This window comes from Anaerococcus sp. Marseille-P3625 (assembly GCF_900232825.1).
Lineage (GTDB): Bacteria > Bacillota > Clostridia > Tissierellales > Peptoniphilaceae > Anaerococcus.
The window spans coordinates 428,371-453,422 of the sequence record NZ_OCTP01000011.1; the positions used below are offsets into that span (position 1 = coordinate 428,371).

The 25,052-nt window shown below is 32.5% G+C and carries 27 protein-coding genes; 2 read left to right on the forward strand and 25 right to left on the reverse strand.

The window, feature by feature from the left end:
* Window positions 1-839 precede the first annotated feature (839 nt).
* The 15 genes from CS884_RS07375 to srtB form a co-directional block, all read right to left on the reverse strand.
* Window positions 840-2,291 (reverse strand): hypothetical protein, encoded by a 1,452-nt coding sequence (locus CS884_RS07375; protein WP_099321240.1) that lies wholly within the window; start codon window positions 2,289-2,291, stop codon window positions 840-842.
* Between the two features lie 1,139 nt (window positions 2,292-3,430).
* A complete protein-coding gene (locus tag CS884_RS07385) occupies window positions 3,431-3,910 on the reverse strand; it encodes a hypothetical protein (protein WP_099321242.1) in 480 nt (159 codons plus the stop codon).
* A 147-nt stretch (window positions 3,911-4,057) separates the two neighbouring features.
* On the reverse strand, window positions 4,058-4,345 hold the full coding sequence (locus CS884_RS07390) for a type II toxin-antitoxin system YafQ family toxin (RefSeq protein WP_099321243.1): 288 nt from the start codon (window positions 4,343-4,345) through the stop codon (window positions 4,058-4,060).
* Window positions 4,346-4,347: 2 nt separating this feature from the next.
* Window positions 4,348-4,602 (reverse strand): type II toxin-antitoxin system RelB/DinJ family antitoxin, encoded by a 255-nt coding sequence (locus CS884_RS07395; RefSeq protein ID WP_099321244.1) that lies wholly within the window; start codon window positions 4,600-4,602, stop codon window positions 4,348-4,350.
* A 751-nt stretch (window positions 4,603-5,353) separates the two neighbouring features.
* On the reverse strand, window positions 5,354-6,349 hold the full coding sequence (locus tag CS884_RS07400; RefSeq protein ID WP_099321245.1) for an NAD(P)-dependent oxidoreductase: 996 nt from the start codon (window positions 6,347-6,349) through the stop codon (window positions 5,354-5,356).
* Window positions 6,350-6,360: 11 nt separating this feature from the next.
* Window positions 6,361-6,954, reverse strand: a complete 594-nt coding sequence (locus CS884_RS07405) for a DJ-1 family glyoxalase III (protein WP_308216804.1) — start codon at window positions 6,952-6,954, stop codon at window positions 6,361-6,363.
* A 52-nt stretch (window positions 6,955-7,006) separates the two neighbouring features.
* Entirely contained in the window at window positions 7,007-7,909 is a 903-nt protein-coding gene (locus CS884_RS07410) for a class C sortase (RefSeq protein ID WP_099321247.1), read from the reverse strand.
* Window positions 7,878-8,759 carry a class C sortase gene (locus tag CS884_RS07415; RefSeq protein ID WP_099321248.1) on the reverse strand — a complete coding sequence of 294 codons (882 nt, stop codon included), beginning with the start codon at window positions 8,757-8,759 and terminating at the stop codon, window positions 7,878-7,880. The genes CS884_RS07410 and CS884_RS07415 overlap by 32 nt, the downstream gene beginning before the upstream one ends.
* Window positions 8,752-9,780 (reverse strand): class C sortase, encoded by a 1,029-nt coding sequence (locus CS884_RS07420; RefSeq protein ID WP_099321249.1) that lies wholly within the window; start codon window positions 9,778-9,780, stop codon window positions 8,752-8,754. The genes CS884_RS07415 and CS884_RS07420 overlap by 8 nt, the downstream gene beginning before the upstream one ends.
* 211 nt (window positions 9,781-9,991) lie before the next feature.
* The gene (locus CS884_RS07425; RefSeq protein WP_099321250.1) at window positions 9,992-12,106 is read right to left on the reverse strand and encodes a collagen binding domain-containing protein; all 2,115 of its coding nucleotides are present in this window, start codon (window positions 12,104-12,106) and stop codon (window positions 9,992-9,994) included.
* A 163-nt stretch (window positions 12,107-12,269) separates the two neighbouring features.
* Entirely contained in the window at window positions 12,270-12,782 is a 513-nt protein-coding gene (locus CS884_RS07430) for a hypothetical protein (RefSeq protein WP_099321251.1), read from the reverse strand.
* A gap of 82 nt (window positions 12,783-12,864) precedes the next feature.
* Window positions 12,865-13,671 carry a S9 family peptidase gene (locus CS884_RS07435; protein WP_099321252.1) on the reverse strand — a complete coding sequence of 269 codons (807 nt, stop codon included), beginning with the start codon at window positions 13,669-13,671 and terminating at the stop codon, window positions 12,865-12,867.
* A 4-nt stretch (window positions 13,672-13,675) separates the two neighbouring features.
* Complete coding sequence (locus CS884_RS07440) at window positions 13,676-15,052, reverse strand: NAD(P)/FAD-dependent oxidoreductase (RefSeq protein WP_099321253.1); 1,377 nt, start codon at window positions 15,050-15,052, stop codon at window positions 13,676-13,678.
* Window positions 15,053-15,097: 45 nt separating this feature from the next.
* The gene (locus CS884_RS07445) at window positions 15,098-16,000 is read right to left on the reverse strand and encodes a DNA-3-methyladenine glycosylase (protein ID WP_099321254.1); all 903 of its coding nucleotides are present in this window, start codon (window positions 15,998-16,000) and stop codon (window positions 15,098-15,100) included.
* The gene (gene srtB, locus CS884_RS07450) at window positions 16,001-16,807 is read right to left on the reverse strand and encodes a class B sortase (RefSeq protein ID WP_099321255.1); all 807 of its coding nucleotides are present in this window, start codon (window positions 16,805-16,807) and stop codon (window positions 16,001-16,003) included.
* Window positions 16,808-16,921: 114 nt separating this feature from the next.
* Here srtB and CS884_RS07455 point away from each other — a divergent pair, with 114 nt between their 5' ends.
* Together CS884_RS07455 and CS884_RS07460 are read left to right on the forward strand one after the other, a co-directional pair.
* Window positions 16,922-17,161, forward strand: a complete 240-nt coding sequence (locus tag CS884_RS07455) for a glutaredoxin (RefSeq protein ID WP_099321256.1) — start codon at window positions 16,922-16,924, stop codon at window positions 17,159-17,161.
* A 22-nt stretch (window positions 17,162-17,183) separates the two neighbouring features.
* On the forward strand, window positions 17,184-18,002 hold the full coding sequence (locus tag CS884_RS07460) for an HAD family hydrolase (RefSeq protein ID WP_099321257.1): 819 nt from the start codon (window positions 17,184-17,186) through the stop codon (window positions 18,000-18,002).
* 51 nt (window positions 18,003-18,053) lie between these two features.
* Here CS884_RS07460 and CS884_RS07465 read toward each other — a convergent pair whose 3' ends face one another.
* The 10 genes from CS884_RS07465 to CS884_RS07510 form a co-directional block, all read right to left on the reverse strand.
* Window positions 18,054-18,326 (reverse strand): hypothetical protein, encoded by a 273-nt coding sequence (locus CS884_RS07465; RefSeq protein WP_099321258.1) that lies wholly within the window; start codon window positions 18,324-18,326, stop codon window positions 18,054-18,056.
* A gap of 182 nt (window positions 18,327-18,508) precedes the next feature.
* Window positions 18,509-19,015, reverse strand: coding sequence for a ferritin (locus CS884_RS07470; protein WP_099321259.1), 507 nt, complete (start codon window positions 19,013-19,015; stop codon window positions 18,509-18,511).
* The gene (locus CS884_RS07475) at window positions 19,008-19,319 is read right to left on the reverse strand and encodes a hypothetical protein (RefSeq protein WP_099321260.1); all 312 of its coding nucleotides are present in this window, start codon (window positions 19,317-19,319) and stop codon (window positions 19,008-19,010) included. Before CS884_RS07475 ends, CS884_RS07470 begins: the two co-directional genes overlap by 8 nt.
* A 61-nt stretch (window positions 19,320-19,380) precedes the next feature.
* Window positions 19,381-20,031, reverse strand: a complete 651-nt coding sequence (locus CS884_RS07480; protein ID WP_099321261.1) for an epoxyqueuosine reductase QueH — start codon at window positions 20,029-20,031, stop codon at window positions 19,381-19,383.
* A 69-nt stretch (window positions 20,032-20,100) separates the two neighbouring features.
* Window positions 20,101-20,493 carry a 30S ribosomal protein S9 gene (gene rpsI / locus CS884_RS07485; RefSeq protein WP_099321262.1) on the reverse strand — a complete coding sequence of 131 codons (393 nt, stop codon included), beginning with the start codon at window positions 20,491-20,493 and terminating at the stop codon, window positions 20,101-20,103.
* 10 nt (window positions 20,494-20,503) lie between these two features.
* Window positions 20,504-20,944, reverse strand: a complete 441-nt coding sequence (rplM, locus tag CS884_RS07490; RefSeq protein WP_099321263.1) for a 50S ribosomal protein L13 — start codon at window positions 20,942-20,944, stop codon at window positions 20,504-20,506.
* Window positions 20,945-21,131: 187 nt separating this feature from the next.
* Window positions 21,132-21,926 carry an ABC transporter permease gene (locus CS884_RS07495; RefSeq protein WP_099321264.1) on the reverse strand — a complete coding sequence of 265 codons (795 nt, stop codon included), beginning with the start codon at window positions 21,924-21,926 and terminating at the stop codon, window positions 21,132-21,134.
* Entirely contained in the window at window positions 21,923-22,747 is an 825-nt protein-coding gene (locus tag CS884_RS07500) for an ABC transporter permease (RefSeq protein WP_099321265.1), read from the reverse strand. The genes CS884_RS07495 and CS884_RS07500 overlap by 4 nt, the downstream gene beginning before the upstream one ends.
* The gene (locus CS884_RS07505; RefSeq protein ID WP_099321266.1) at window positions 22,731-23,795 is read right to left on the reverse strand and encodes an ABC transporter ATP-binding protein; all 1,065 of its coding nucleotides are present in this window, start codon (window positions 23,793-23,795) and stop codon (window positions 22,731-22,733) included. The genes CS884_RS07500 and CS884_RS07505 overlap by 17 nt, the downstream gene beginning before the upstream one ends.
* 9 nt (window positions 23,796-23,804) lie before the next feature.
* Window positions 23,805-24,833 carry a PotD/PotF family extracellular solute-binding protein gene (locus CS884_RS07510; RefSeq protein WP_099321267.1) on the reverse strand — a complete coding sequence of 343 codons (1,029 nt, stop codon included), beginning with the start codon at window positions 24,831-24,833 and terminating at the stop codon, window positions 23,805-23,807.
* Between the last annotated feature and the right edge of the window lie 219 nt (window positions 24,834-25,052).

Here is a 25,052-nt window from a genome sequence, read left to right on the forward strand (position 1 = left end):
CTCGTCCCTACGCCCCAAGAACGGAGGCAATTTTTAATAAAACAAAACACCCCCAAGATCCTTCGACTCCAGTTTGCAAAAGCAAACTTCCGCTCAGGATGCCAGCTGAGTATAAATGTTATAGGAAAATAGAAAAATTTGGTGTCTTTTAATTTATCATAATTTTAATAATAGCCTTCGTCCTTGGAGGGCGGCTTTAAGGGACTTTCGATTGTCCCTCCAAAGCCCCCTCCAAACCACCCCGCAAACCTCACCCTTAAACGACCATTGCATGGAGCAACAAGGGTAGGAATTGCTTCGCAATGTCCTATTTGATAATAAAATTAGAAAATTGAAACAATAAACTGACTGATGTTCCAAAGCTTTTTAAAACCAATGATTAAAAAAAGAAGAATTCGCGGAGCGAACTTCTTCTGCTCATTGCCCCACGCAGTGGCGGCGGGGGTAACAAGGGTAAGGGGGTTTGGGGGAAGGGACGTAGGGGTCTCCGTAACCCCTCGTCCCTACGCCCCAAGAACGAAGCTAATTGTTAATAAAACAAATAAATAAAAGATATAAAAAGTTTAAAAAATTTGTAATTAAAAAAATATTTTTATATTTTATTTTGATTTTTTATAATTCAATCTTAAAGCCGCCCTCCAAGGACGGAGCCATTTAGTAAAATTTACATAAAATTATAAGACACCAAAACAGTCAATATAAAAAAACCACAAAAAAACACCCACAACATTGTGGGTGGTTTTTTCAAGTGAGTACCGCGCGTTACTTTATATTTATAGAGCCTGTGAGTGCACTCTTTTGCTGGCTCTTTTTGTTTTTAATAATTAATCTTAGATAGATTATTTATTTTTTTTGCTTGTAGCGTAAGCTACTGAAGCTGCTGCTAATACGCCTGCAACTCCTGCTACTCCAGCGATACCTGTTTTAGCGTTGTTACCTGCTCTTTTAGCTGGTTTTTTTGTATCAGCTGGTTTTTTTGTATCAGCTGGTTTTTCTTCTGGTTTTTTTGTATCAGCTGGTTTTTCTTCTTTACCTTGGTTAGCTTCGTTTTCTTTTAATGTTTTTTCGATTTCAGCTGTGTTTTCGTTTAATTTGTCTGTTAATTCTTTAGCTTTTTCTTCAGCTGTTTTTTCATCATCTGCATAAGCTGTAGAAATTAGGCTAAATCCAACTTTTTGACCAAGTAATTCTTTAGCTGATTTGATAAGTTCTTTTTGTTCAGCAACTATTTTGTCAAGTTTGTCAACAACTTTAGCAATTGTCTTTGGTGTATTTTCTTTTAGGAATTTAACAGATTCGATTTTTATTTCAGCGTCTCTGATTGCTGCTTCAAGTTTTGCTCTTGTTTCAGCAGAGATTCCTTTGTCAACTTTACCAGGTTTAACTGTTTCTGTTGTTGTTGTTTCAGTTGTTTTATTAACAGCTGGTTTTTCTGTTGTTGTTGTAGTTGTCTTTGTGATTATTGTAACATCACCAAGTTTTTCAGCTTCAAAGATTGCTTTCTTGTCACCACCAGCTTTAACTGCTGCATCTCTAGCTAGATCAAGAGCTGTTTTAGCTGCTGCTAATTTTTCAGCTGCCATTTCTTCTTTTTCTAGAGCTTCATTGTAAGCTTTGTGTAATTTGTTGATTTTTGTTTCAAGTAATCCTTCTGCTCTGTCATTAATTAGTGCATTAAATGTAGCAATTTCACCGTTTAATAATTTTAAATCATTATTAAGTCTTTGGATTGCTCCTTTGATTGTTGCATCAGTAATTTTATTAGATGTAGAAGCATCTCTTGTAAATTCATATTCTTTGAAAAGATCATATGCATTAATTGTTTTGTATGATAGGAAGTCATATTCTTTATGATCTTCTTTTAATTTTGGTTCATCTGTTGCAATGCTTTGTGTGCCTGCTTTAGCAGCAGGAGTTAAAGTAATTTTGTTAGCTTCAAAGAAGTCTTTATATTCTGCTACAGCTACATGATAAGCTGTTTTTACGTTTTCAAATTGAGCAACGATTTTTGCGTGGCTATCTTTTAATTCAGCTACTGCATCATTGTAAGCTTTTTTAGCTGCATTGAAAGCTGCTAATGCATCATCGTGTTCTTTAGTTGCTTTTCTCCAAGCGTTGAAAGCATTTACATAAGCTTTACCAGCTTCTGTATATTGCCAAGCTGCTGGGAATTCTGCTTTTGTTGTTCCTGTTGTTTCTGTTGTTGTTGTTGTGTCAGCGTAAGCTGGAGCTATTGCTGCAAGACCCATAGCTAGTGCTAAAGCGCCTGCTGCGAATTTATTTGTTTTCATTTTAAACATCTCCTTTAAATTTTTACTAATTTTTAATTAGTACTCACTTTTCACTTCTTATAATACACTCTTTGCTACAAAATTGCAACACATTTGAAAAATTTGCCAATATTTCTAAAAAATATTCTCTAAAAATACTTCACAATTTCTACACAATGTGTAAATTACTTTGTTTCAAAGCTTAGGTAAAACAAGAAATTTCTAAGGCTTTTGATCCTCTTTTTCAAATATACATAAAATTTTGATGTTTTATGTATTTTTCAAGTAAAAAAACCTTAGCAACTGACAATATTTTGCACTCATGTTTTGGAAAAAAAACTTAATTTTTTCACTTTCATTTATATAAACATCGCCAGTTATATTAATTTTAACATTTGTTTTGAAAGTGTCAAGAGGTTTGTTGTTTTTTGTAATAATATTGGTTTTGGGTTTTTTTTGAGTTGGCATAATAATCCTTTTTGTATCTTGTGGATTTTCTTATTATTACAGATCAGCTTCGTTCTTGGAGGGCGGCTATAAGATTGAGTTTAAAAAATTAAGAAAAAACATATAAATATTTTTTATTTTTAGATTATTTAGTTATCTAACTTCTATTATGTTTTCGTTTTTTTAAAAAATTGCCTTCGTTTTTGGGGCGTAGGGACGAGGGGTTACGGAGACCCCTACGTCCCTTCCCCCAAACCCCCTTACCCTTGTTACCCCCGCCGCCACTGCGTGGGGCAATGAGTAGTAGAAGTTCGCTTCGCGAATTCTTTTTTTTAATAATTGGCTTTTTAAAAACTTTAGCTCATCAATCAGTTTATTCTCTCAATTTATTAAAATTCATTTCAAATAGGACATTGCGAAGCAATTCCTACATTTATTGCTCCATGCAATGGTCGTTTATAGGGTGAGGTTTGCTGGAAGGTTTGGAGGGGGCTTTGGAGGGACAATCGAAAGTCCCTTAAAGCCGCCCTCCAAGAACGGAGGCGAGAAAGTAAATTAATATAAAAATTTAAGACATCAAATAAATATTTATAATCAAAATAACTACCATAATAATGATTATAAAAAATATTATTCCCAAGAGATGTTTCGACTACGGGAACCTTACGATTCCCTCCGCTCAACATGCCAGGTGGAAAAAATAAAAAAAGATTTTAACTAATAACATTTCCATTCAAAAACCTAATGGCATTATTTTCTTCTTGTTGGATTTTTAGGATTTCTCTTAGTAGCATGATCATGGCGTTGTTTTTGTTTTGGATTAGACTTTCTTGTTTGTTTAGGGTTGCTATCATTTCACCTGTTTTAAGTATTATGTAATTATCTTTTATTTCTCTTACAAATGTGACGTTTACAAAACCACGTGATTGTTTGTCGTAGGTGGTTTGCCTAAATTTGAAGGCGAAAAATACTTGATTTGAATCGATTGTGTAGGGAATATTTCTTTTTATTTGGGTTAGTTTGGTAAATTTCTTATCCATTTCTTTTTTGCTTTTGCCTTTTTGCTTGTAGAGTTTTTCAAGCATTAGAGTGGGTGTATTGTAGTCGATGTAGGAGTCATTTTGAGTATAGACACGAGAGCAAATGCCAACTCCTTTTACTTCTTCGGGCAAAATTGCAATTATCAAAGCCATAAAGCCTCCTTTCTTATGATAATAATTTTATTTCAGTTTAGGACTTTATAAGTCTTTCTTAGACATTAAGTGTATCATAAAAAAGGATTTTTGTAAATTTGGTGGGATTGCTTTATGGTTAGAATCTAGTAAATTTTTTTATTATAATCAGTTTAATCCAAGATCATCGTGAGATCCTATCCTTGTAAGTGTTAATGCAAGTTTTTCCTCATCAATTTTATAAATTATTAAAATGTTTTTTTCCAGATGTAATTCTCTATAACCTTTCCAATTTTCAAATAAAGCATGGTCTTTAAATTTTGTTTTTAATATTTTTTTGTCATCATTTGCCAATAATTCAACGACTTCATAAAACAAGCTAAAATCGTAGTGTTTTTTCTTGTAATTTTTAATATCTTTTTCACATCTTTTTGTGATTTCAATTGAATATTTCATATTTATAATTTTTCAATATATGATTTTAGTTCTTCTAGGTCTTTGAATTTTATTGTATCATTATTTTCTGCTTCAAATCTTGCTTGTTCGTTTGGGTTGTTTAGTGAAGGAGTAAAGGGAATTTCTCTATCTCTAACTACTTGTGCTAAGTACATTCTAATTGCCGTACTCATATCAATTTCTAGTGAATCAAGGACTTTTTGTGCCTGATCTTTTAAATTTTTGTCTATATTAATATTTAGTTTAGTATTGGTCATATTATCCTCCTATTATTAGTATGATATGATGATTATTAGAAATTTCAAGTAAAAAAAGAGATGTTTCGACTACAGGAATCTTCGATTCCCTCCGCTCAACATGCCAGATGGGAGAAGTAACGCTCAACAAGCCAAGTGGTTTTAGATTTAAAAATGGAACATTCCGAAGCAATTCCTTTTTGAAAATAAAATTAGAAAATTGATACAATATACTGACTGATATTTTCAAATTTTATTAAACATATTTTTAAAAAAGAAGAATTCGCGGAGCGAACTTCTACTACTCATTGCTCCCTGCAAGGGCGGCGGGGGTAACAAGGGTAAGGGGGTTTGGGGGAAGGGACGTAGGGGTCTCCGTAACCCCTCGTCCCTACGCCCCAAGAACGGAGGCAATTTTTTATAAAAAACGAAAACATAAAAGAAATAAGATAACTAAATAATCTACAAACAAAAATTATTTATATGTTTTTTCTTAATTTTTTAAACTCAATCTTAAAGCCGCCCTCCAAGAACGGAGGCGAGAAAGTAAATTAATATAAAAATTTAAGACATCAAATAAATATTTATAATCAAAATAACTACCATAATAATGATTATAAAAAATATTATTCCCAAGAGATGTTTCGACTACGTGAATCTTCGATTCCCTCCGCTCAACATGCCAGGGGGGGGGTGGGAAAGACACTTAATTTCCCAAAGATAATAAGTTTTTGGGCATTTTAAAAGAGATATTTTTCAATATCTCTCTTTTCTAGTTATTTGCAAAGTGTATGGTTTCTTTTATTACTTGGTCTAGGTCTTCTTCTTTTACTCTTAGGTCTTTGTAGGCTGTTTGGCTGTCGATTTTTAATTCCCTGCAGTTGGCTCTTAGCATATTTATTTGGCGGATGCCATGTTCTACGCCTTCGCTATCTGTGAGTTTTTCATCTTCTCTGTAGGCTTCTTCTAGGTCATCAAAGCTCATTACTTGAAGTTTGGTTATATCTTCTTGTCCTAATTCTTCTATGATTTTTTGGTAGAAGTCCTTGTGGGAAATGTATCCTGTTGCTAGTGGGTAGGCTTTTTTGTCTTCGCCATTTTCTAGGGCAGATATTGCCGCTTGACCTACTTGATTTGCTGTTACTATTGACATCCCACCATTTGTTACTGGCATAAATTCCATATCTTTGATCATTTCTACATACATTTTACAAACTGGAGTTTTGCCTTCCATGTAGCCAAATATATAAGGAAGTCTTAGAATTGATACTTTCATTGATCCATCGCCTTCATAGATTGCAATTTCTTCTTGCATGAGTCTTGTTTGCACGTAGGCTTCTTTGTGGTAGTTGTATTTTCTTAGTTCGAAGTCATTTTCTGCAAATTCTGATGTGTAAGAGCCGAATAATACAAAGTTTTTAACTCCTGCTAGTTTTGCAAGTCTTGCAAATTTTTGAGTTGGCAAGACGTTTTTCTCGTAGAAAAATTTGCCTGCTGGTTTTTGTGGAACAACTCTTTCGTCTACTCCACCAGCGTAGATAAAGCTATCGCAATCTTTTAGGATGTCAATTATTTCTTGATCTGATTTGCTAAATATGTTGTTTATAATAAATTCTACTTTGTCTTCTGCTTTAAATTTCAAATTTTCTGGCAAATCTACTATATCTACAGTTTTGACTTGGTAGCCTCTGTTTACTGCTTCTTTGATGGTGTGATAGCCTAGAAAACTTGCTCCACCTAGGATAAAAATTTTGTTGATTTTTTCCATTTTTTTCTCCTTTAGCTTATATAGTCATAGCTGATTTTGTAATAGGAATCTATTGCCTCTTGTTGGGTGCCTTTGAAAATTTCTTTTACTTTTTCTTTGCCTTTTAGAATTTCTATTAGTCTAAAAGCTAGGTAATTTGTAAGGGCAGCTCCTCTACTTGTTGTGATATTGCCATCTGTTACAAGTATTTGATCGTCAATATATTCTCCTATATTATCCAAGTCATCTTTAATTGTTGGAAATGATGTGACTTTTTTATTTGCTAAAATTCCAGCCTTGTTTAGGACTATTGGCCCTGCACAAATTGCAGCTATTGTTTTATTTTCCCTATCAAATTCTTTGATTATTTCTATTACTTTTTGGCAATCTCTAAGATTTTCTGCTCCCTTTGTGCCTCCTGGTATGTAAAGGCCTTGGTAGGAAGAAGTTTCTAGATCTTCTAGTTTTTTGTCAGCTTCTATAATAATATTTGACTTACTTGTTACTTTTAAACTATCTTTTATGCTTATTGTATCAACTTCTATCTCTGCTCTTTTTAGGTAATCGATTACTGTTAGAGCCTCGACATCTTCAAATCCGTCAGCTAAAAATACCAAAAATTTCATAATAAATCTTCCTTTCTATTTAGCTTCAATTTACTTTATATTTACCCAATAATTAGTGTTTTTTGTATGATATTGTGTTTCTTATCCTATTTATAAATCTAATTAAAATTAGGATAAATAAAATTATCGCTATTATCGCAAGTATTAGGGTTATAATTCTTGTTGTTGTAACTGTCTTATCTACAGAAGCTTCTTCATTTTGACTTATTGGCAAGTCTTTGGATGGAAGGGTGAATTCTTCTGCAATTTCCTTTGTTTCTTCATCTCTGATACAATTTACCAAAAGTCTGTTTGGTCTTGGTGGCAAAAATGGACTACAAGTTAGTAGTGTTAGCATATCTTCATCTTCCCTAGGCTTTAGCTTATTCCAATCGTAAGGGCCTATGACTTCTTTGTCAGAAACCACATAGCGCATGGTCCTATCAGCTCTTTGTACATAAACATAGTCGCCTGCCTCTAGTTGGTCTAGGTATAAAAATATGGTATCGCCCCAATAACCTCTGTGGCCTGCTATAACTGATCTAGTGTTTGCCCCGCCAATTGGAATTGATGTTCCATCAACTTGAGCAACGCCAATTGCCAAATGGTGGTTATTTGCATCTAAATAAATTGGCAAGTTTTTGTCAAGTTTTGGGATTAGCAGGTAGGCAAAAGGAGTATCGGTGTTTTTGAAATCTACGTAATTTGTTTGATATTCATCGGCTGTAAAAGGATCTATTACCGACAAATCAGAATTTCTAACTACCTCGTTGTATTTTTCTGCATTTTCATTTTCTGCTTTTATTTGATCAGCTGGTCTTTGTTTTTCTTTTTCTATAAATTCTTGATCAGCTTTAAAAGCCTTGTAATCATTTATGGATCTTCTGGTCAAAGGAATACTAACAAATAGTAGGCCTATAAGAATTAGCAAGTATCCTATGATGCTAGTTTTTGATAGAATTAATTTCTTCTTCAATGATTTCTACCTCCTTTGAAATTTCCTTGGTTTTTTTGCTTTCTCTAATTACAATGATTAGCAAAAATCCTATTAATGGCAACATAATCAAAAATAATTGGAAAAAGTCTGGCTTTAGTCTTGGTGTATTTGCAACACCATCATCTATGGCTTGTTGATAATCTATCCTATGACCTCTTACCAAAAGTCTGTGGGAATTGATCATATAAGGTGTACAAGTTAGTAAAGTTGCGTAATCGTGACCATCTACTACCAAAACCGGATCAAAGTTTGATGGTTCTACAACTTGAATTTTATCGATTTTATAGGCAAGAGTTTTTTCTATATTGTGAATATAAAAAATATCTCCTTCTCTAAGATCATCTAGATTTCTAAATAATTTGGCATTTGGCAAACCTCTGTGGGCGGTGATTACAGCGTGAGTTGAAACTCCACCAATCGGTAAGCTCGTTCCCTCCAAGTGGCCTGCACCTTTTTCCAAAACTTCGTCAGTTGTTCCAGCATAAATTGGCAAATCTTGTCTGATTTTTGGAATTTCAACGTGGCCTATCATCTCATTTACTTCAAGCATTCTTGCATATTCAGCTCTTCCTGCTTTTTCTTCTTCAGTAAAAGGATCTGCAAGTCTTGATGGATCTAGGGTATGGTTATAAGCTCTTGCCAAGGCTATACGTCTTTTGATATCTTCTTTGTCAATTTCGTCAGTTTTTTTGACAAATTCTATAACTTCATTATTTGCTTCTATCTCATAATATTTTTGACTTATCATTGGATAAGAGAATATTCCAAGCCCTAAAAGAAAGACTAGAATGAAGGGCAAGTTTCTCTTGAAGTTATCTAGCCTATTCATCGCTATTTCCTTCTTCGCTTATATTTGGATAATAGTTATCGTTAGTATTGCCCATTTGCTCAAAGATATCTACTTTTTTCTTATTTATCCTAAAAGGACTTCCCTTTAGTAAATTTTTGATATTATCCTGTTCTTTTTTAACTTCTTCAAGTCTTTTATAATAGTCTTTATTTTCTCGTCTTAGTCGTAAAAGTCTAAAAATTAGTAGGAAAATTAATAATAAGGCTACGAAAAATAATATTCTAAATATCCAGTTAGTCTTGTTGGTCTTGATCAATTCTTCATCAACTGCCGCAACATAAGGCACTCTGTGACCTCTTACTATAAGTCTGTGAGTGTTAATCATTATCGGTGTACAAGTAAGAAGTGTTACATAATCATGGCCTGGAGCTACCATCAAATCTTTAAAGTTACTTGGCTCAATAACTTTTATCTGGTCGACTTGATAGGCTAAAACTCCCTCGATATTGTGTACATAAAATTTATCGCCTATTTCAAGCTCGTTTAGATGGGTAAAAAGTGTCGCTTCTGGAAGTCCAGAATGGGCTGTCAAAACTGCATGCGTTGAGTTTCCTCCAACTGGCAAACTTGTTCCTTCTAGATGGCCTACTCCTTTTTGCAAAATGTCTTCGCTTGTTCCTGCATAGATTGGCAAATCTTGGTTAATCTTTGGAACTTCAACGTGGCCAATCATTTCTTCAACTTCAAGCATACGAGCGTATTCTTTTCTGCCTTCTTCTCTTTTTTTCTTGCTGTAAGGATCATCTGCTATGGCGCCTGTTAGAGAATCGTTGTAGGCACGTGCCAAATCAATTCTTCTTTTGATATCTTCAGAATCCAAACTATCCGTTCCAGTCTTAAAAGTTGTGACCTGTTCGTTTGATTCGATTCGATAATACATACGGTTTATCAAAGGATAAAGCATTACCAAAAGTCCTATAAGAAAGACAATTCTCCAAAACCACTTGGATTTTTTGTTATTTTTATTAGATTTTCCTTTTTTATTTTTCTTAAAAGACATATTAATCTCATTTTCATTAAAAAAAGGTGCTTGCCTAAGTTCTTGCCAAGATATTGGTAATGAACTTTTGGCTCACACTTTTATTAGTTATAAATATATTTATTTTAGTAATAAGATGGGAGAATAGGAAAGATTTGCCTATTCTCCTTTTCTTGTTTTTAACTTAACTATCTATAGCTAAAGTAATTTTTAAGTATAAAATTTTTAAATTTTATGCTATTATTCTTTGAGCTTTTTCAGATTTTCTTACTAAAAATGTTCCAGAAAGAATCATAGTTATTCCAAGAGCCATAAAGATTACTATTCTGATATCTCCAGTTTTTACAAGTGGACCTCTAGGGATTGTTGGAGTGTCAGTTGGAACGTAATATGTTTTCTTTGGCACATTTGGAGTTGTTGTTGTAACAACTGGTGGAACTATTTGTCTGGTTGATTTTTTATTTTCAATCATTATAGCTGCTTTTTGATAGCTTGTTGATGTAACTAAAAAATCAATTGGTTTTGTATCTAAGATATAACCTTCTGGAGCAGCTGTTTCACGAAGTCTATATCTGCCAAATGGCAAATCTCTAACTTCAAACTCGCCATTTTCTCCACTTTTTACTGTAACTCTTACTTTTTTGTCATCTTTTGTTATTTCATAAGGACTTTCTTTGCCATCTTTGTCCAAAACATAGAGATCGAAGATTGCATTTTTAAGTCTATTTTTATCTTTGGTGTTATCAACTTTTACAAATCTAAAGCCACCCTTATCTTCTTTTGGTGGATTAGGCTTATCAGGAGTATTTTTTACTATTACTGCTTTTGTTTCTCTATTTAGTTTATCTGAAGTCTTTCCGTTATTTTCTTCTACTTTTGTATAACCAGTTTTTACTATATTTTCTTTAAAATAATACTCGCCTTCAGGAAGATTATTTACATAAATCTTACCCTCTTTGTTGGTGTATAATTGGGATTCTTTGGCGTCTTTTTCGTATTTGTAAGATCCATTTTCACCATTTACCAAAACCAATTCGTCTTTTTTTCCATCGGCAGCTTTTCTATATAATTGGAAACCCACCTTATCTATCGGTTTTTGGCTTATGCTATCGATTTTTGTTAGGACTATATTTAATTTGTCTTTGGAGTTTTTAACTGTTACTGTGTCATTAAGCTTAACTAAAAAATCTTCATCAGTTCTTTTTAAATATCCCTCTAAGGTCTTTACTTCTTTAAAGACATAGCTTGCATCTTTTGGTAATTCTGGCAAGTTATTGATTATGATTTTACCATTTTCGTCAGTTTTATAATCATAGATAACTTTAGGATCAGCATTTGTCACTTTGCCATCTTTTAATTCACTTAAAATTATTTGGTCATCTTTGATTCCAACTTTTTGTGTAAGTTTATCGCCTACTTTTGTATATAGGTTAAATATTACACCAGCAAGACTCTTATTACTATCATCGACTTTGTGAAGACCAATGAAATTTTCCTTAGAGTTTATTACAGTTTGCAAATTAGTTTCTCTGTAATTGTAAGTAAATTCTTCTTTGTCTTTATCTTTATCAGAAAGTTTATAACCCTCTAAAGTTTGAATTTCTCTAAAGTGATATTTGCCCAAAGGAAGATTAATAATTTCTATTAAACCAGCTTTGTCTGTGACAAGCTCAACATTGCCTTTTTCTTGGTCATATTGGTATTTGCCTGAGCTATCTTTGGTGAATTTAAGAGCTTCGCCTTTTTCATCTATCAAATTAAATTTAACGCTTTCAAGGCTTATTTCTTTGCCATTTTTGTCTTTTTCGGCTGCAATTTTATGAAGTTTTAGAGATTTTGGCTCATCTAATTTATCTTCTATTGTTGCTATCTCGCTTACATCTTGGTCAGCATACCAAGCTATGGTTATTGCCCTATATTGATGAGCATTAGAAGATTCTTCTGTTTCTTTGAATATGTAGGTTCCAGTTGGAATGCCTCTTAATTTTATAAGATCATAATCTTTGTCATCTTTTTTTGCTAGCTCAGATTTTGGAGAAAGTTTTCCCTCTCCTAAATTTTCCTTATCCTTGATATCTTTAAAAGATAATTTGTCAAATTTCTTGTAAGCTTCGATAAGTTCTTGGTCGGATAATCTCTTGTCAGATATTTTTATATATCTAAACTGACGAGGCTTTGAGCTTTCTTTGTTATCTTCACCTTTTCTAGGGATCCATATATCGAGGTTACCAAAAGTATTGCTAGCTGCTTTTTCTTCTGCAAAGGATTTTGGCAAGTTAACAAAACCTAAGATCATAAATAGACTTAGAAAAAGAGTAAAGATTTTTAATTTACTTCTCTTTAGCATAATAACTCCTAACACAAAAATATTTTATGAATAAAGTATAGATAAATAGTTATACGTTTTCACTTATATTATATCTTAAAATCATAAATGATACAATGAAAACATGGCATTTTTTAGCTTTTTTATCACAAAATGACTAAATATAAAAATTTATTAGATTTTTTTATTTGTTTGAAATTTTATTAACTATTCCTACTATGCCGAGGCTTAAGAAAACTCCCAAAGCTAATCTCTTATAAGGAAAATCGCACTTATTGCTCTTATTTTTATAATAATTTTTTATTGAAAGACTTCTTATTACCATTGTCGCCCTAGGATTTGTTTTTATATTATATTTTTCAACAATAAAAGGAGTGTTTGAATAGAAAATATTTTGTAATTCATAGTCGGGATTAGTCTTTTTTTGAAAGTTCTTTAAAGTTTGATTCTTGTAAGATTTATTAATATAATGATTTTTTTCAAAAATTTCTTCAAGCTCTTCTTCATTGGAAAATTTTTCTTTAGAAATGTTTTTTTCTACGGTGGATTCTGAATTTTTGGAGGTTTTTTTAAGCCTATCTTTTATTTGAGCAATATCGCTTGTTTGATATTTTTTATTTCCAAAGCCAAAAGATTGGTATAATTCTTCGCCTCTTTTTATTTTTGCACTTGAATTTTTTTTCTTATTATCAGTCAAAACATCCTCCTTGATTTTATTATTTTATTTATACCCAAAACATGCGATTTTTGATAAAAAAAGACCACTTATAGTGGCCACTTTAGTTATTTTCAAAAAATTTATACATTTTTTCAAATATTATCTGCCTATGATCATAATTGGTAAAGGAATGGTCGGCTCCTTCTATTTGCTCATAGCTAGCATTTGGATAGGCTTCTTTTAGTTTGATATTTGCATCGTTAAAGACTAGTTCATCTTTTGTTCCTCTAAGGATTAGAACATTGCCCTCGTATTTACTTGCTTTGGCGTAGATATTTATCGGCAAAAATTCCAACCAAAACTTGACAGAAAGTTTTTCTCCGCCTATATCCATCTCTTTATGGTCTTTGATTAATTTGATAATTGATGCATTACTTGTATCTTTGTCTATTTCAAATACGCTTGCTTTCATCACTTCTAAGAAATCAAGGTTGTTCATATCGCTTGCTGGGGCAAGAAGAGCCATAGCTTTGGGATTTACTTCTGAGGCTATAAGAGTTGCTATTACTCCACCAAGTGAATGGCCTATTAGATAAATTCTATCATTATCTACATAAGCTCGCGTTTTGGTAAAATTATAAATCATAATCGCTTCTTCTTTTTCACGATTTACCGTCATATCGTAAAAATCTCCGTCTGATTCGTTGGTGCCGGAAAAATCAAATCTTACTACCACATAGCCTTTGGAAGTTAATTGTTTGGCATTTTGGATCCTCATCCAAGTTCTGCCATCTCTATTTCCACCAAAACCATGATACATAATAACTGTTGGATATTTTTTATCGGTATCAAAATCATCTGGGGTATTTACAACTCCTCTTAGGATAATTCCATCTTTTTTGCTAATTTGCTTATAATAATATTTCATTTTTTTACCTATCTGTTAAAATTCTTGCCATTTCTACACCTGAGGCTGATGCTTGAGAAAGTGAATGTGTTACTCCCGAACCATCTCCTAGGCAAAATAGTCCTGGCATAGTAGTTTCAAATTTGCTATCTACATCTACAAGAGAATTGTAAAATTTAACTTCTATTCCATATAAAAGCGTATCTTCATTTGCTGTACCTGGAGCGATTTTGTCTAGTTGATAAATCATTTCAATAATATCATCTAGCTGTCTTTTTGGCATTACTAAAGATAAATCTCCGGCAGTAGCATTTAGGGTTGGTTTTGTAAAAGATTTTGCCATACGTCTTTTTGATGATCTACGTCCTTTTACCAAATCGCCAAATCTTTGCATCAAAACTCCTCCACCAAGCATATTGGAAAGTCTTGCTATAGATTCTCCATATTCGTTGGAATCTTCAAATGGCTCTGTAAATTTGTTGGTTACTAGCAAAGCAAAGTTGGTGTTTTGGCTTTTTAGAGAATCATCTGTGTAAGAATGACCATTTACTGTCAATATTCCATTGGTATTTTCTGTTACTACTTGACCGTAAGGATTCATGCAAAATGTTCTAACAATGTCGTTGTATTGTTTGGTCCTATACATTATCTTCGCTTCGTAAACGTCATCAGTAATGTGTTTGAAAATTTCAGCTGGAAGCTCTATTCTTAAGCCAATATCCACACGATTTTTCTTGGTGTTTACTCCAAATTTTTCACAAATTTCAGAAATCCACTTAGAACCAGAGCGTCCTGATGCAAGGACCAAATTTTTACAAGTATAAGTTTTATTATCATCAGTTATAAGCTTATAAATTCCATCATCGTATGAAACATCCACAACTTTTGTCATAAATTTAAAATCAATGTCATCTTTGATATAATCATAAATTCTTTGCAAAATCACCTTGTTTCTTTCAGTTCCAAAGTGGCGAACTTTGGCATCCAAAAGATGTAGATCGTGTCTTAGGCATTTGGTTTTTAGATCGTTTTTATCTGTGGAATATAGGGTAAGATCATCTCCACCATCAAAATTCATCAAGACAGAATCCACATATTCCATAAGCTCCATGGCCTTATCTTCGCCAATATATTGGTGCAAATCTCCGCCAAAATTTGTGGTTATATTATATTTACCATCAGATAAAGTTCCTGCTCCCCCAAATCCGTACATGATATTGCAAGGCTTACAGCCTATGCAGTGGTCGACTTTGCCTTCAGTTATTGGACAAGTCCTATTTGAAACAGCTCTTCCCTCATCTATTACTAGTATTTTCTTGTCGGTATTTAATTTTTTAAATTCGTAAGCCATAAAAGCTCCGGCAGCACCAGCTCCGATGGCTATTACATCATAATCAAACATATTTCCTCTTTTCAATTTTTTTAGATAAAAAAAGGTAAGTTTTGCTTACTTACCAATCTTTTCTTCTCTCCCATAATAAAATAAATATTGTTGGGCATAGCCTGCATTTTTGCCAAAAAATTTCCTGCCATAATCATCTACTAGTTTTTTATCTACTTCATAGCCTATAAATAAGGTTTCCATAACTCTTTTTATCCAAACATCTACAGGAAAAGTTTCTCTTCTGTGGTAGGCAAAGAGCAAAATGCAATCAGCAACCTTTGGCCCAATGCCTGGCATTGCCATCAATTTTTTCTTTAATTCTTCTGTGGATAAGGCCATGTCAGATTCAAAATCCAGATAGCCACAAGCTATCATTTGACTAGCCTTAACTATTCTCTCATCCCTAAAGCCAACTCTTGCGAATTCTCTAAGCTCTTTGGGATTAACTTTTGCTAGAGTCCTAGGATCTGGAAAAGAATAATAGGATTTTTCTTTGTAATTACCCAAAAAAGACCCATAACGTTCGCTAATTATTCTCACCGAATTTTTGATTCTTGGAATTTGGTTGTTAGCTGAGATTATAAAAGAAATAACCGTTTCAAAAAGTTCTTGGTTAAGTATTCTTATTCCATAGCCGTAATCCTTGGCAAGATTTAGGGTTTGGTTTTTGGATAATTGCTCTTTTATATCTCCATAATCAACTCCTAGGTCAAAGTAATCGTAGAAAATATCGTAAAAATCATCTAAGCTTACATTTTTTATCAAAATTCCATCAGCTGTATTTTTTAGATTTATAATCTTATCTAGGAAAACCGCTGTGTACGAACCATCTTCTTCTTTGGTAAAATTAAAGCATTGACCACATTCAAAGATATGCTCAGGATTAAAGCTATCGTGATTTAATAAGAGATTTCCATCTTCTTCTTTTATATCGAGTTTTTCTTTTATTTGGTTTTGATATCTCATCTATTTTACTCTTACAGCGTGGATTGCTAATCTTTGATCCTTGTAATCGTATTGGCAAGTTGATAGAGTAATTATCTTATCATCTGATTTAAATGTTGGACTATCAAGTAAAACTTCAGAGTTACTTCTTAATTTGTTAAAAAATGGCACCACATCATCTCTGTCAGTAAAATAAAGTGTTCTATATTGATAATTGGATGGAATACCATAAGCTGAGAAAATCTTATATTCTCTAAGCTCTGTAAGGGTTGCCAAATAGATTGTTTGGTGTTTTTCTGCAAATTCTTGTTTTCTGTATTGGTCAAGTGGAGTAAACATTGATTTTATTTCAAGATGATGGCCGTAAATTACAGTATTATCATCGTTAAAATCAGGCTTGTTGTTCATATCTATAAAAATTGAACCAGCTATATCATATTCTCCATTTAGGCCACGATTTAGGTAATAATCGTTGTCTATTCCTTGGACAACTGGATAAGAAATCCCTACATCAGGAATATCTATAAAAGCTACAATATCATCATTATTGTATTTTTCTTTAAGAACTGAAATTATTTTTTGATAGTGTTCTTTCTTTTTTTGAAATTCTTCTTCAGGACTTAGAGGCTTAGTATCTGGTTTTTTGTCAGCATCATCTGTGGTATTATTTGCACTTTCTTTTTCCACCTCTTTTACAACATCTTCTATGGCCTTGTTGTTTTGCATATTTGTTCTATAATCAAGTAATCTTTTGCCTAATATTGCAAGGCAAGCTAATATTATAATGATTAGAATAAATCTAATCACGCTCATTATTTTTGATTTCATTGTACCGCCTTTAAAAAATTAGTTACTATTAGTATAATATACCATAATGAATTAATTATGAAAATAACATATTAATTTATTTTTAGAAAAAAATAATAAAGTTAGGAGTCCAATATGAAAGATTATATACTATATGTAGGTACGGTTTGTCCTTTTTGTAAAAAAGTTGAAAATTTCTTAAATGAAGAAAATATTGAATTGGAAATAGTAAATATAGAAAAAGATCGCGATGCAATGCAAAAATTAATAGAAGAAGGCGGCAAAAGACAAGTTCCATGCCTATATCATGATGGAGAATATTTATACGAATCAGACGATATTATAGAATTTTTAAAAGCAAATAAAGAAAATTAAAACTATTAGCAAAGGTCATTTTATGATTAAAATTATTACATCTGATATAGATGAAACCTTAGTTGATAATAATAAAAAAGTTCCCCAAAGAAATATAGACAAAATTAAAAAAGCCAAAGAAATGGGTCTTATAGTGATGCTTGCAACTGGTCGCGGTCCTTACGAGCTACACGATATCCCAAAAGAAGCTGGCGTAATTGATAAAGATAGATTTATAATTTGCTGCAATGGTGCAGTAATTGTAAGAGCAGATGACAGAAAAATTGTCGATTCTCAAACTTTAGATTTTAAATATGTAAAAAAAATATTTGATTTTTGCTATGAGAAAAAATTAGAATTTTTCATATACACAGTAGATAAGAAATACGGTGTAAATCTTGATAATAATGAAAAAGTAAGATCCTATACCAACGATTCATATGTAGTTGAAATCAAAGATTCTAATATCAATTTTCTAAAAGATGAATTAATCCTTAAAGCTCTTATCAAAAATACCGATATGGCTTATCTAAACAGCCTAGAAATAGATATAGCAGAAATTACCGATTATTCCCTTGAAATAGCATATTCTTCTAATATGTTTATGGAAATAAATGCCAAGGGAGTAGATAAGGGCATTGCCCTAAAAAAAGTTTGTGATTATTATGGTATTGATATAAGCGAAGCACTGGCAATTGGCGATAATTACAACGATGTTGCCATGATAGAAACTGCAGGCATTGGAGTAGCTGTTAGAAATGCCCATCTTCAAGTAAAAGAAAGAGCAGATTATGTAACGAAAGCAACTAATGAAGAGGGAGCAGTTGGGGAAGCTATAGAAAAATTTATATTAAATAAATAAAAAAATAAATCTTGCAAATCCACTAATGATTTAGTAATTTGCAAGATTTTTTTAATTGTACCAAAATTTTTCTTTGCCTGTAACTTTGTTATAGATGAAATATCCTACTCCTCCTGCTAATAAAAAAGGTAAAAGTTGAACTATTAAGCCTATACCAAGACCTATAATTATTATTGGAAGAAGAACGATACCTCCAATAATTAAAATAGGTAGCAATATTGCACCACCAATAATCTTAAAAATTATAGCAAATAGGCCAACTATTAATTTTATTACAAAGGCAAAAACCACTATAGTCATTATAGCTGTTAACAATGTAATCATAAATTCCTCCCAAATTAATCTTGTGATCAATTATCTTAATATTATTATACCATAAATTTAATATTTGCAAGCAAAATTAAAATAATCTATATTTTTATTTTAACATTCTTGCAAAATTTTTAAATTATAAGACCACCATCTAAAAAAATGGTGGCCTTATAATGAGAAAGAGTTGACTATAATTATTGAATTTGTGGCTCTACTGCTGGTCCTCTTTGACCTAATTCTTGATCTAGCATATAGATATGATGCCAATCATCACCTATTCTTTCAAGTCTAGTAATTATTTTTGAGAAGTTTTCTTCTTCTTCAACTTGTTCGTCAATATACCATTGAATAAAAGAGAAAACTCTTGGATCTTCATCTTTTGCTGCATTTGAAATATTGATAATTCTTTTTGTAACTTCTTTTTCGTGAGCTAGAGCAGTTTTCATAACATCAAGAACATCCTTGTAATCTCCCTTTGGTGCTGCAATAGCTGTGTAGTGAGGTTTATATCCACAAGATTGTAGGAATTTTCTCATTCCTTCACCATGAAATACTTCTTCGTCAACTTGTGTATCTAGCCAACTTGTAAAACCATCTAGGTCAAGATCATCTGTAAAAGCACTCATAGCCTTGTAGATATATGCTGATTCGAATTCAAAATTCATTTGTTCATTTAGTAAATCTAATACTTTTTCACTCATTTTCTTCTCCTTTTTCCATTTCTAAAAAATTATCGTAAAGCACATAAACTCCAAAAAACGGTAGTTCATTAGCAAGCAAAATACTTGTAATCTTTGGAATATTGTCCAAAAGAATTTGGATAGTAAAAGAATCATTTTTTAAAATAAATAAATCTTTACATAGTAAATCCTCATCTTTAATCAAAGTATAGGCTTTTTTTATCCCTTCTCTTGAAAAATCACTGCCCAAATTAAAAGTTACCGGATAGGATTCTAAAGAATTGGGATGGTATTTAATTTTTTTAATTAAAGATACATCTTCCATACTATCACCTTCATCTTTTGCTATTATACAAATACCCATTATTAAAGAAAAAACACACAAATTATATTTTTGTGTGCAAATTTTCTTTATTTGTATTTAATTCTTGCATTTCCTTATAGGAAAATATACAGCCACAGTAGGATTGTCTATAAAGTTTGTATTTTTTTGAAAGCTCTATTGACATTTTGTAGCCATTTTTCTTCTTAAAATCTGAATATAAATATTTGACCCCATAATTTTCTTCCAAATTTTTGCCAATTTCATTTAGGTAAGTGGAGTTTTTGTAGGGAGATATGGATAAGGTCGTTGAAAAATAGTCATAAGAATTTTCTTTTGCATAAATACAAGTTTTTTCAAGCCTAAGTTTATAACACTGATAGCAAGCAAGGCCTCCCTCTTTTAAATCTTTCCTTAACTTTGCAATTTCAGAAAAATCTCTAATATCATTATCAGGGACGATAATTTCACCAGAAAAATCCATAGAGTCCTTGAGTGTTCTTACTTGGTCAATTCTCTTATCAAGCTCATTTGCTGGAAATATCATTGGATTATAATAATATAAGTCTATATCAAAATCATCCTTAATCCTAGCTAAAACAGCACTAGAGCAAGGCCCGCAACAAACTTGTAGCAAAAGCTTTGGTCTTAAGCCTTTTTTCCTATTTTCGTTAATAATTTTTTCCATTTCAAGGTTGTAATTAATTTTGTTCATAAAATGACTATACCTTTAATAATTTTAAATAAAAAAAGCACATACAAATGTATGCGCTTGTAATTTTTCTTATCTCTTTGAGAATTGTGAAGATTTTCTTGCCTTTTTTTGACCTGGTTTGTATCTTTCTTTTTTACGTGGGTCACGGGTAAGAAATCCTGCTCTTTTTAGAGCTTGTCTATAATCAGGATTTACATCAAGTAATGCTCTTGCTATTGCATGTCTGATTGCTCCTGCTTGTCCAGTAAATCCTCCACCATTTACATTAACTTTGATGTCAAAGCTATGTTCATTTTCTGTAAGTGTTAGTGGTGATTTTACAAGGATTTTAAGTGTTTCATAATCAAAGTAGTTGTCTAAATCTCTACCATTTACAACAATATTTCCGCTGCCTGGTTTCATTGTAACTCTAGCAACAGAAGATTTTCTACGTCCGGTTGATTGAATAATTGTATCTGCCATTTAAATCTCCTTACTTTAATTCCAATTTTTCAGGCATTTGAGCTTCATGTTTGTGGTCAGGGCCTACTACAACTCTAAGTTTTTTAGCCATTTGGCGACCTAATCTGTTGTGTGGAAGCATACCTACTACAGCATGTTCTACTATTCTTTCTGGGTGTTTAGCCATCATATCTTTGAAAGATGTGATTTTTAATCCACCTGTATAGCCCGAATATCTCTTGTATTCTTTTTGTTCGGTTTTGTTACCTGTAAGTTTAACTTTTTCAGCATTTACAATAATTACATAATCTCCAGTATCGATGTTTGGAGTAAATGTAGCCTTGTGTTTGCCCCTTAATATTGCTGCAACTTGGCTTGCTAGACGACCTAGAACCATGCCTTCTGCATCAACAACATACCATTTTCTTTCGATAGCTGGTGCGCTTGGGGTGTAAGTTTTTTGATACTTCATCAATGTTCCTCCTATAAAATTTTTGCCTATCACATTTAGACACCGCTTCTGATAGGTGGCGGCTGTACTCGTCCTGACATTTGTTTTTAAAATCGCTTACAGGAAGCGCGATTTAATCAAAAAGTTTCATAAAAGAAACTTAATAATCGACTAATTTATATTACTATATATTACTCTTATTGTCAAGTTATTGTGGCATAAATGTGTTTGTTTCACCCTTGCCAAAGATTGCTTTTCTATTTGACAAGAACAAAAATACAAAGACAGCTACAAATATTATTGTTGATAGAGCATTTATGGATGGATTTATCCCACGTCTTGCCATTGAGTAAATGGTCATTGAAAGATTGCTTACTCCGTTGCCACTTGTAAAATATGATATGGCAAAATCATCTATTGATAGGGTAAATGATATCAAAGCTCCCGAAAATATGGCGTTTTTTATGTTGGGCAAAACAACTTTTCTAATGGTATAAGATGGAGTTGCCCCAAGATCAAGAGCTGCTTCCACTATGTTTTTATCCATGGTTTCTACAGCTGGAAGCACTGATAAAACTACATAAGGTATGCAAAACATAATGTGGGATAAAATCATTGTCGTATAGCCTAATTCCATTTTCAAAAATCCGTATAGGCCCATTAGCGAAATGGCCGTTATGATATCTGGATTTAAGACTGGTAGATAGTTTATATTTAAAATTACCGATCTTTTTCTTCCTCTAAGCTCAGAAATTCCAATTGCTGAGACAGTTCCGATGGCTGTTGCTATTATTGTTGAAACAACTCCTACTATTAAAGTTGTCCTTACTGCTGCTATTATTTCTGGATTTTGAAATAATTCTACATACCAATTTGTCGTAAAACCAACCCATTTTCCTCTTAATTTGCTATCGTTAAAGGAAAAAACCATCATAACGACAATTGGCGCGTAAAGAAAGATAAATATTAAAGCTGTATAGATTTTTGATAAAGCTTTTCTCATATTATATCTCCTTGTAATTCTCTACCGAATTTTCTTTGAATGCCAAGGGCAATAAATAATATCAAAATCAAAATTATGGCTGTTGCAGATCCAAAACCCCAATTGCCTGTAAAGGTAAATTGTTGGTCAATTAAGTTTCCTATCATGTAAACTTTTTGTCCACCCAAAAGATTTGAAATTACAAATGTTGAGATGGCAGGGATAAATACCATAATTATTCCCGTATAAACTCCCGGCAAAGACAAAGGGAAGATTACTTTTTTGAAGATTTCTTTTTTATTTGCTCCAAGATCAAGAGCTGCTTCAATTAGATTTGGATCGACTTTTTTTAGAGCATTATAAATTTGAATTACCATAAAAGGCAAAAATTCGTAAACCATGCCGACAATTACAGCTGTTAGGGTATACATCATATTTAAAGGTCCTAGGTTAAAAATCGCCAAAAATCTATTGAGCATACCATTTCTACCAAGAAGGCTTATCCAGCCGTAGGTTCTTAGCAAAAGATTTATCCACATTGGCATTATAAAAATAAAGAGGAAAATCTGCGCAGTTTTTTCATCTTTTTTAGAAATTATATAGGCTATTGGATAAGCCAAGAAAAGGCAGATTATCGTAGTTAGCATTGCAATTAGAATACTTATGGCAAACATCTTTAGGTAAAGCGGGGTGAAAAATCTCCTATAATTATTTAAAGAAAAGCTAAAGTTTTCAAAAGCTATGGATCCTGAACCGTTAAAAGAATAAAGAAAAATCAATATCAAGGGTAGGATTATAAATACAAAAGCCCAAGCTAGATACATTTTAGTGTATTTCTTCATTTGCTTCTCCTAAAGTTTTTCGAGTTTTATTTTCCATAACGTGAATTGCATCAGGCTCTATATCTACGCCAACATTACTTCCTATTTCTATAAATTCCGGATGGTAAACGTGAATAGAAAAATTATCTCCAGCAACTGTAATATCGTAATAATTTCCCTTAAACATGGTATTTGTTACCTTGCCCTTGAGTTTGGCATCATCTGTTATATAAAGATATTCTGGTCTAAGCATGAGGTCGACTTCTTTACCTGGAAGAACCTTATCCACGCAAGAAAAATTTATGCCCAAGAAATTTACAAGTCTATTTGCTACCATTTTGCCCGGGAAAATATTAGAATCTCCCAAGAAATTTGCCACGAAAGCATTTACTGGTTCTTCGTAAATATGTTGAGGAGTTCCAAATTGTTCGATAACTCCCTTATTCATTACGGCGATTTTATCAGACATGGAAAGGGCTTCTTCTTGATCGTGAGTTACATAAATAAAGGTAATTCCAACTTCTTTTTGGATGTTTTTTAGCTCAAATTGCATTCTTTTTCTTAGTTTTAGATCCAAAGCTCCTAGAGGTTCGTCAAATAAGATGATTTCTGGTTCATTAACCAAAGCACGAGCTATGGCAACTCTTTGTTTTTGCCCACCAGAAAGGCGAGAAATTGCCCTTTGGTCGTAATTTTCCAAGTCGACAAGAGCCAAAGACTCCTTAACTTTCTTTTTTATTATTTCTTCTTTTACCTTTTTTATCCTAAGGCCAAAAGCCACATTATCGTAAACATTTAGGTGAGGAAAAAGTGCGTAATTTTGAAAAACTGTGTTTATATTTCTTTCGTTTGGTGGAATTTGTGATATTTCCTTGCCATCAAAAATTAGCTCTCCCTCATCCGGGTTTTCAAAGCCCGCTATTATTCTAAGAGTTGTAGTTTTGCCACAGCCTGAAGGGCCGATTAGGGTTAAGAATTCGCCTTTTATTACATCTAGGTCAATGTTTTTTAGTATTTGCTTGCCTTCATAAAATTTGCTAACATTTTTTAAATTTAATACTTGATCCATAAAATCTCCTTAGTATGATGCTAATACCTTAACCCAGGCATTGTTGTAAACTTCCATATAATCCTCTAAATCCTTAAACATTTCTATTTTTGGAAGCGTTTTTTCATCTGGATAGGCTTCGTTGGAATTTTTGATATAATCTGGTAACATTTCCCTTACTCCCTTAAGTGGAGAGGTAAAGCCTTCCATCCACTCGGCATTGGCTGCAGAAATTTTTGGATTTGTAAAATAATTTATAAATATTTCTGCGTTTTTTTTGTTTTTTGCTTTTTTGGGAATCGCTAGGCTATCTACCTGACGGTTGCCGCCTTCTTTTGGTATGACATATTTAAGATTAGGATTTTCCTTACTCATAAGCAAGGCATCGCCAGAATACATTACTGTCATTGCCGCATCGCCTTGAATTATTACATCGCGTGCCTCATCTGTAAGATAAGCATAAACTAGAGGTTTTTGCTTGATTAATTCTTCAGTTGCTTGGTTAATTTCTTTCATATCTGTGGTATTTATGGAATAACCTAATTTTTGCAAGGCAACAGATATTGAAAGTCGAGGAAGATCATACATAATAATCTCACCCTTATATTTTGGATCCCACAAGTCAGCCCAAGAATCTATGGGCTTATCGACCATATCCTTGTTATAAACTATGCCAAAAGATGAAGTGAAATACGGCACTGTGTATTTGCCTTCTGGATCAAAGGGTAGGTTTTTGTATTGGTCCATAATATATTTGGCATTTGGTACATTTGAAAAATCAATCGGCGCTAGCATATCATATTTTAAAAGCTTTTCTACCATATAATCCATTGGGACTACAACATCGTAATTGTTGGCAGATTGTGTTAATTTTACAAACATTTCTTCATCTGATTGAAAAGTTTGATATATAACTTCAATACCAGTATCTTTTTCAAATTGTTTTATCAAATCCATATCCATGTACTCGCCAGCGTTAAAAACAACGACTTGCTCCTTATTTTTGCTGGCACAAGAAGTGACAAACAAAAGCAAAAAAATCATAAATATCTTTTTCATTTAAACCTCCCCCTTTAATTTAAAATCTAAAAAAAGACAAAAAAAGTCCTTGCACATTATTTTGAACAAGGATTTTATGGTCATATCTACTTACTCATTGTTTAAATCCTATAGATATGAATTTATTATTCGGATTTGGCAATTTGCCCCCTGTGGTTGTGAGTTTTAACCATATAAATGAGTAAAAACAATGGCTAAATGTGAGTTTGTCCCACCAGT

What these genes read in the sequence shown, in the direction of transcription:
- CS884_RS07425 (WP_099321250.1), bottom strand. Translation starts at nt 12,106, where the DNA reads ATGCTAAAGAGAAGTAAATTAAAAATCTTTACTCTTTTTCTAAGTCTA.
- srtB (WP_099321255.1), bottom strand. Translation starts at nt 16,807, where the DNA reads ATGAAATCAAAAATAATGAGCGTGATTAGATTTATTCTAATCATTATA.
- CS884_RS07445 (WP_099321254.1), bottom strand. Translation starts at nt 16,000, where the DNA reads ATGAGATATCAAAACCAAATAAAAGAAAAACTCGATATAAAAGAAGAA.
- CS884_RS07510 (WP_099321267.1), bottom strand. Translation starts at nt 24,833, where the DNA reads ATGAAAAAGATATTTATGATTTTTTTGCTTTTGTTTGTCACTTCTTGT.
- CS884_RS07405 (WP_308216804.1), bottom strand. Translation starts at nt 6,954, where the DNA reads ATGAAATTTTTGGTATTTTTAGCTGACGGATTTGAAGATGTCGAGGCT.
- CS884_RS07500 (WP_099321265.1), bottom strand. Translation starts at nt 22,747, where the DNA reads ATGAAGAAATACACTAAAATGTATCTAGCTTGGGCTTTTGTATTTATA.
- CS884_RS07465 (WP_099321258.1), bottom strand. Translation starts at nt 18,326, where the DNA reads ATGATTACATTGTTAACAGCTATAATGACTATAGTGGTTTTTGCCTTT.
- rpsI (WP_099321262.1), bottom strand. Translation starts at nt 20,493, where the DNA reads ATGGCAGATACAATTATTCAATCAACCGGACGTAGAAAATCTTCTGTT.
- CS884_RS07385 (WP_099321242.1), bottom strand. Translation starts at nt 3,910, where the DNA reads ATGGCTTTGATAATTGCAATTTTGCCCGAAGAAGTAAAAGGAGTTGGC.
- CS884_RS07420 (WP_099321249.1), bottom strand. Translation starts at nt 9,780, where the DNA reads ATGTCTTTTAAGAAAAATAAAAAAGGAAAATCTAATAAAAATAACAAA.
- CS884_RS07375 (WP_099321240.1), bottom strand. Translation starts at nt 2,291, where the DNA reads ATGAAAACAAATAAATTCGCAGCAGGCGCTTTAGCACTAGCTATGGGT.
- CS884_RS07440 (WP_099321253.1), bottom strand. Translation starts at nt 15,052, where the DNA reads ATGTTTGATTATGATGTAATAGCCATCGGAGCTGGTGCTGCCGGAGCT.
- CS884_RS07395 (WP_099321244.1), bottom strand. Translation starts at nt 4,602, where the DNA reads ATGACCAATACTAAACTAAATATTAATATAGACAAAAATTTAAAAGAT.
- CS884_RS07455 (WP_099321256.1), top strand. Translation starts at nt 16,922, where the DNA reads ATGAAAGATTATATACTATATGTAGGTACGGTTTGTCCTTTTTGTAAA.
- CS884_RS07390 (WP_099321243.1), bottom strand. Translation starts at nt 4,345, where the DNA reads ATGAAATATTCAATTGAAATCACAAAAAGATGTGAAAAAGATATTAAA.
- CS884_RS07480 (WP_099321261.1), bottom strand. Translation starts at nt 20,031, where the DNA reads ATGAACAAAATTAATTACAACCTTGAAATGGAAAAAATTATTAACGAA.
- CS884_RS07460 (WP_099321257.1), top strand. Translation starts at nt 17,184, where the DNA reads ATGATTAAAATTATTACATCTGATATAGATGAAACCTTAGTTGATAAT.
- CS884_RS07415 (WP_099321248.1), bottom strand. Translation starts at nt 8,759, where the DNA reads ATGAATAGGCTAGATAACTTCAAGAGAAACTTGCCCTTCATTCTAGTC.
- CS884_RS07400 (WP_099321245.1), bottom strand. Translation starts at nt 6,349, where the DNA reads ATGGAAAAAATCAACAAAATTTTTATCCTAGGTGGAGCAAGTTTTCTA.
- CS884_RS07475 (WP_099321260.1), bottom strand. Translation starts at nt 19,319, where the DNA reads ATGGAAGATGTATCTTTAATTAAAAAAATTAAATACCATCCCAATTCT.
- CS884_RS07470 (WP_099321259.1), bottom strand. Translation starts at nt 19,015, where the DNA reads ATGAGTGAAAAAGTATTAGATTTACTAAATGAACAAATGAATTTTGAA.
- CS884_RS07435 (WP_099321252.1), bottom strand. Translation starts at nt 13,671, where the DNA reads ATGAAATATTATTATAAGCAAATTAGCAAAAAAGATGGAATTATCCTA.
- CS884_RS07495 (WP_099321264.1), bottom strand. Translation starts at nt 21,926, where the DNA reads ATGAGAAAAGCTTTATCAAAAATCTATACAGCTTTAATATTTATCTTT.
- rplM (WP_099321263.1), bottom strand. Translation starts at nt 20,944, where the DNA reads ATGAAGTATCAAAAAACTTACACCCCAAGCGCACCAGCTATCGAAAGA.
- CS884_RS07505 (WP_099321266.1), bottom strand. Translation starts at nt 23,795, where the DNA reads ATGGATCAAGTATTAAATTTAAAAAATGTTAGCAAATTTTATGAAGGC.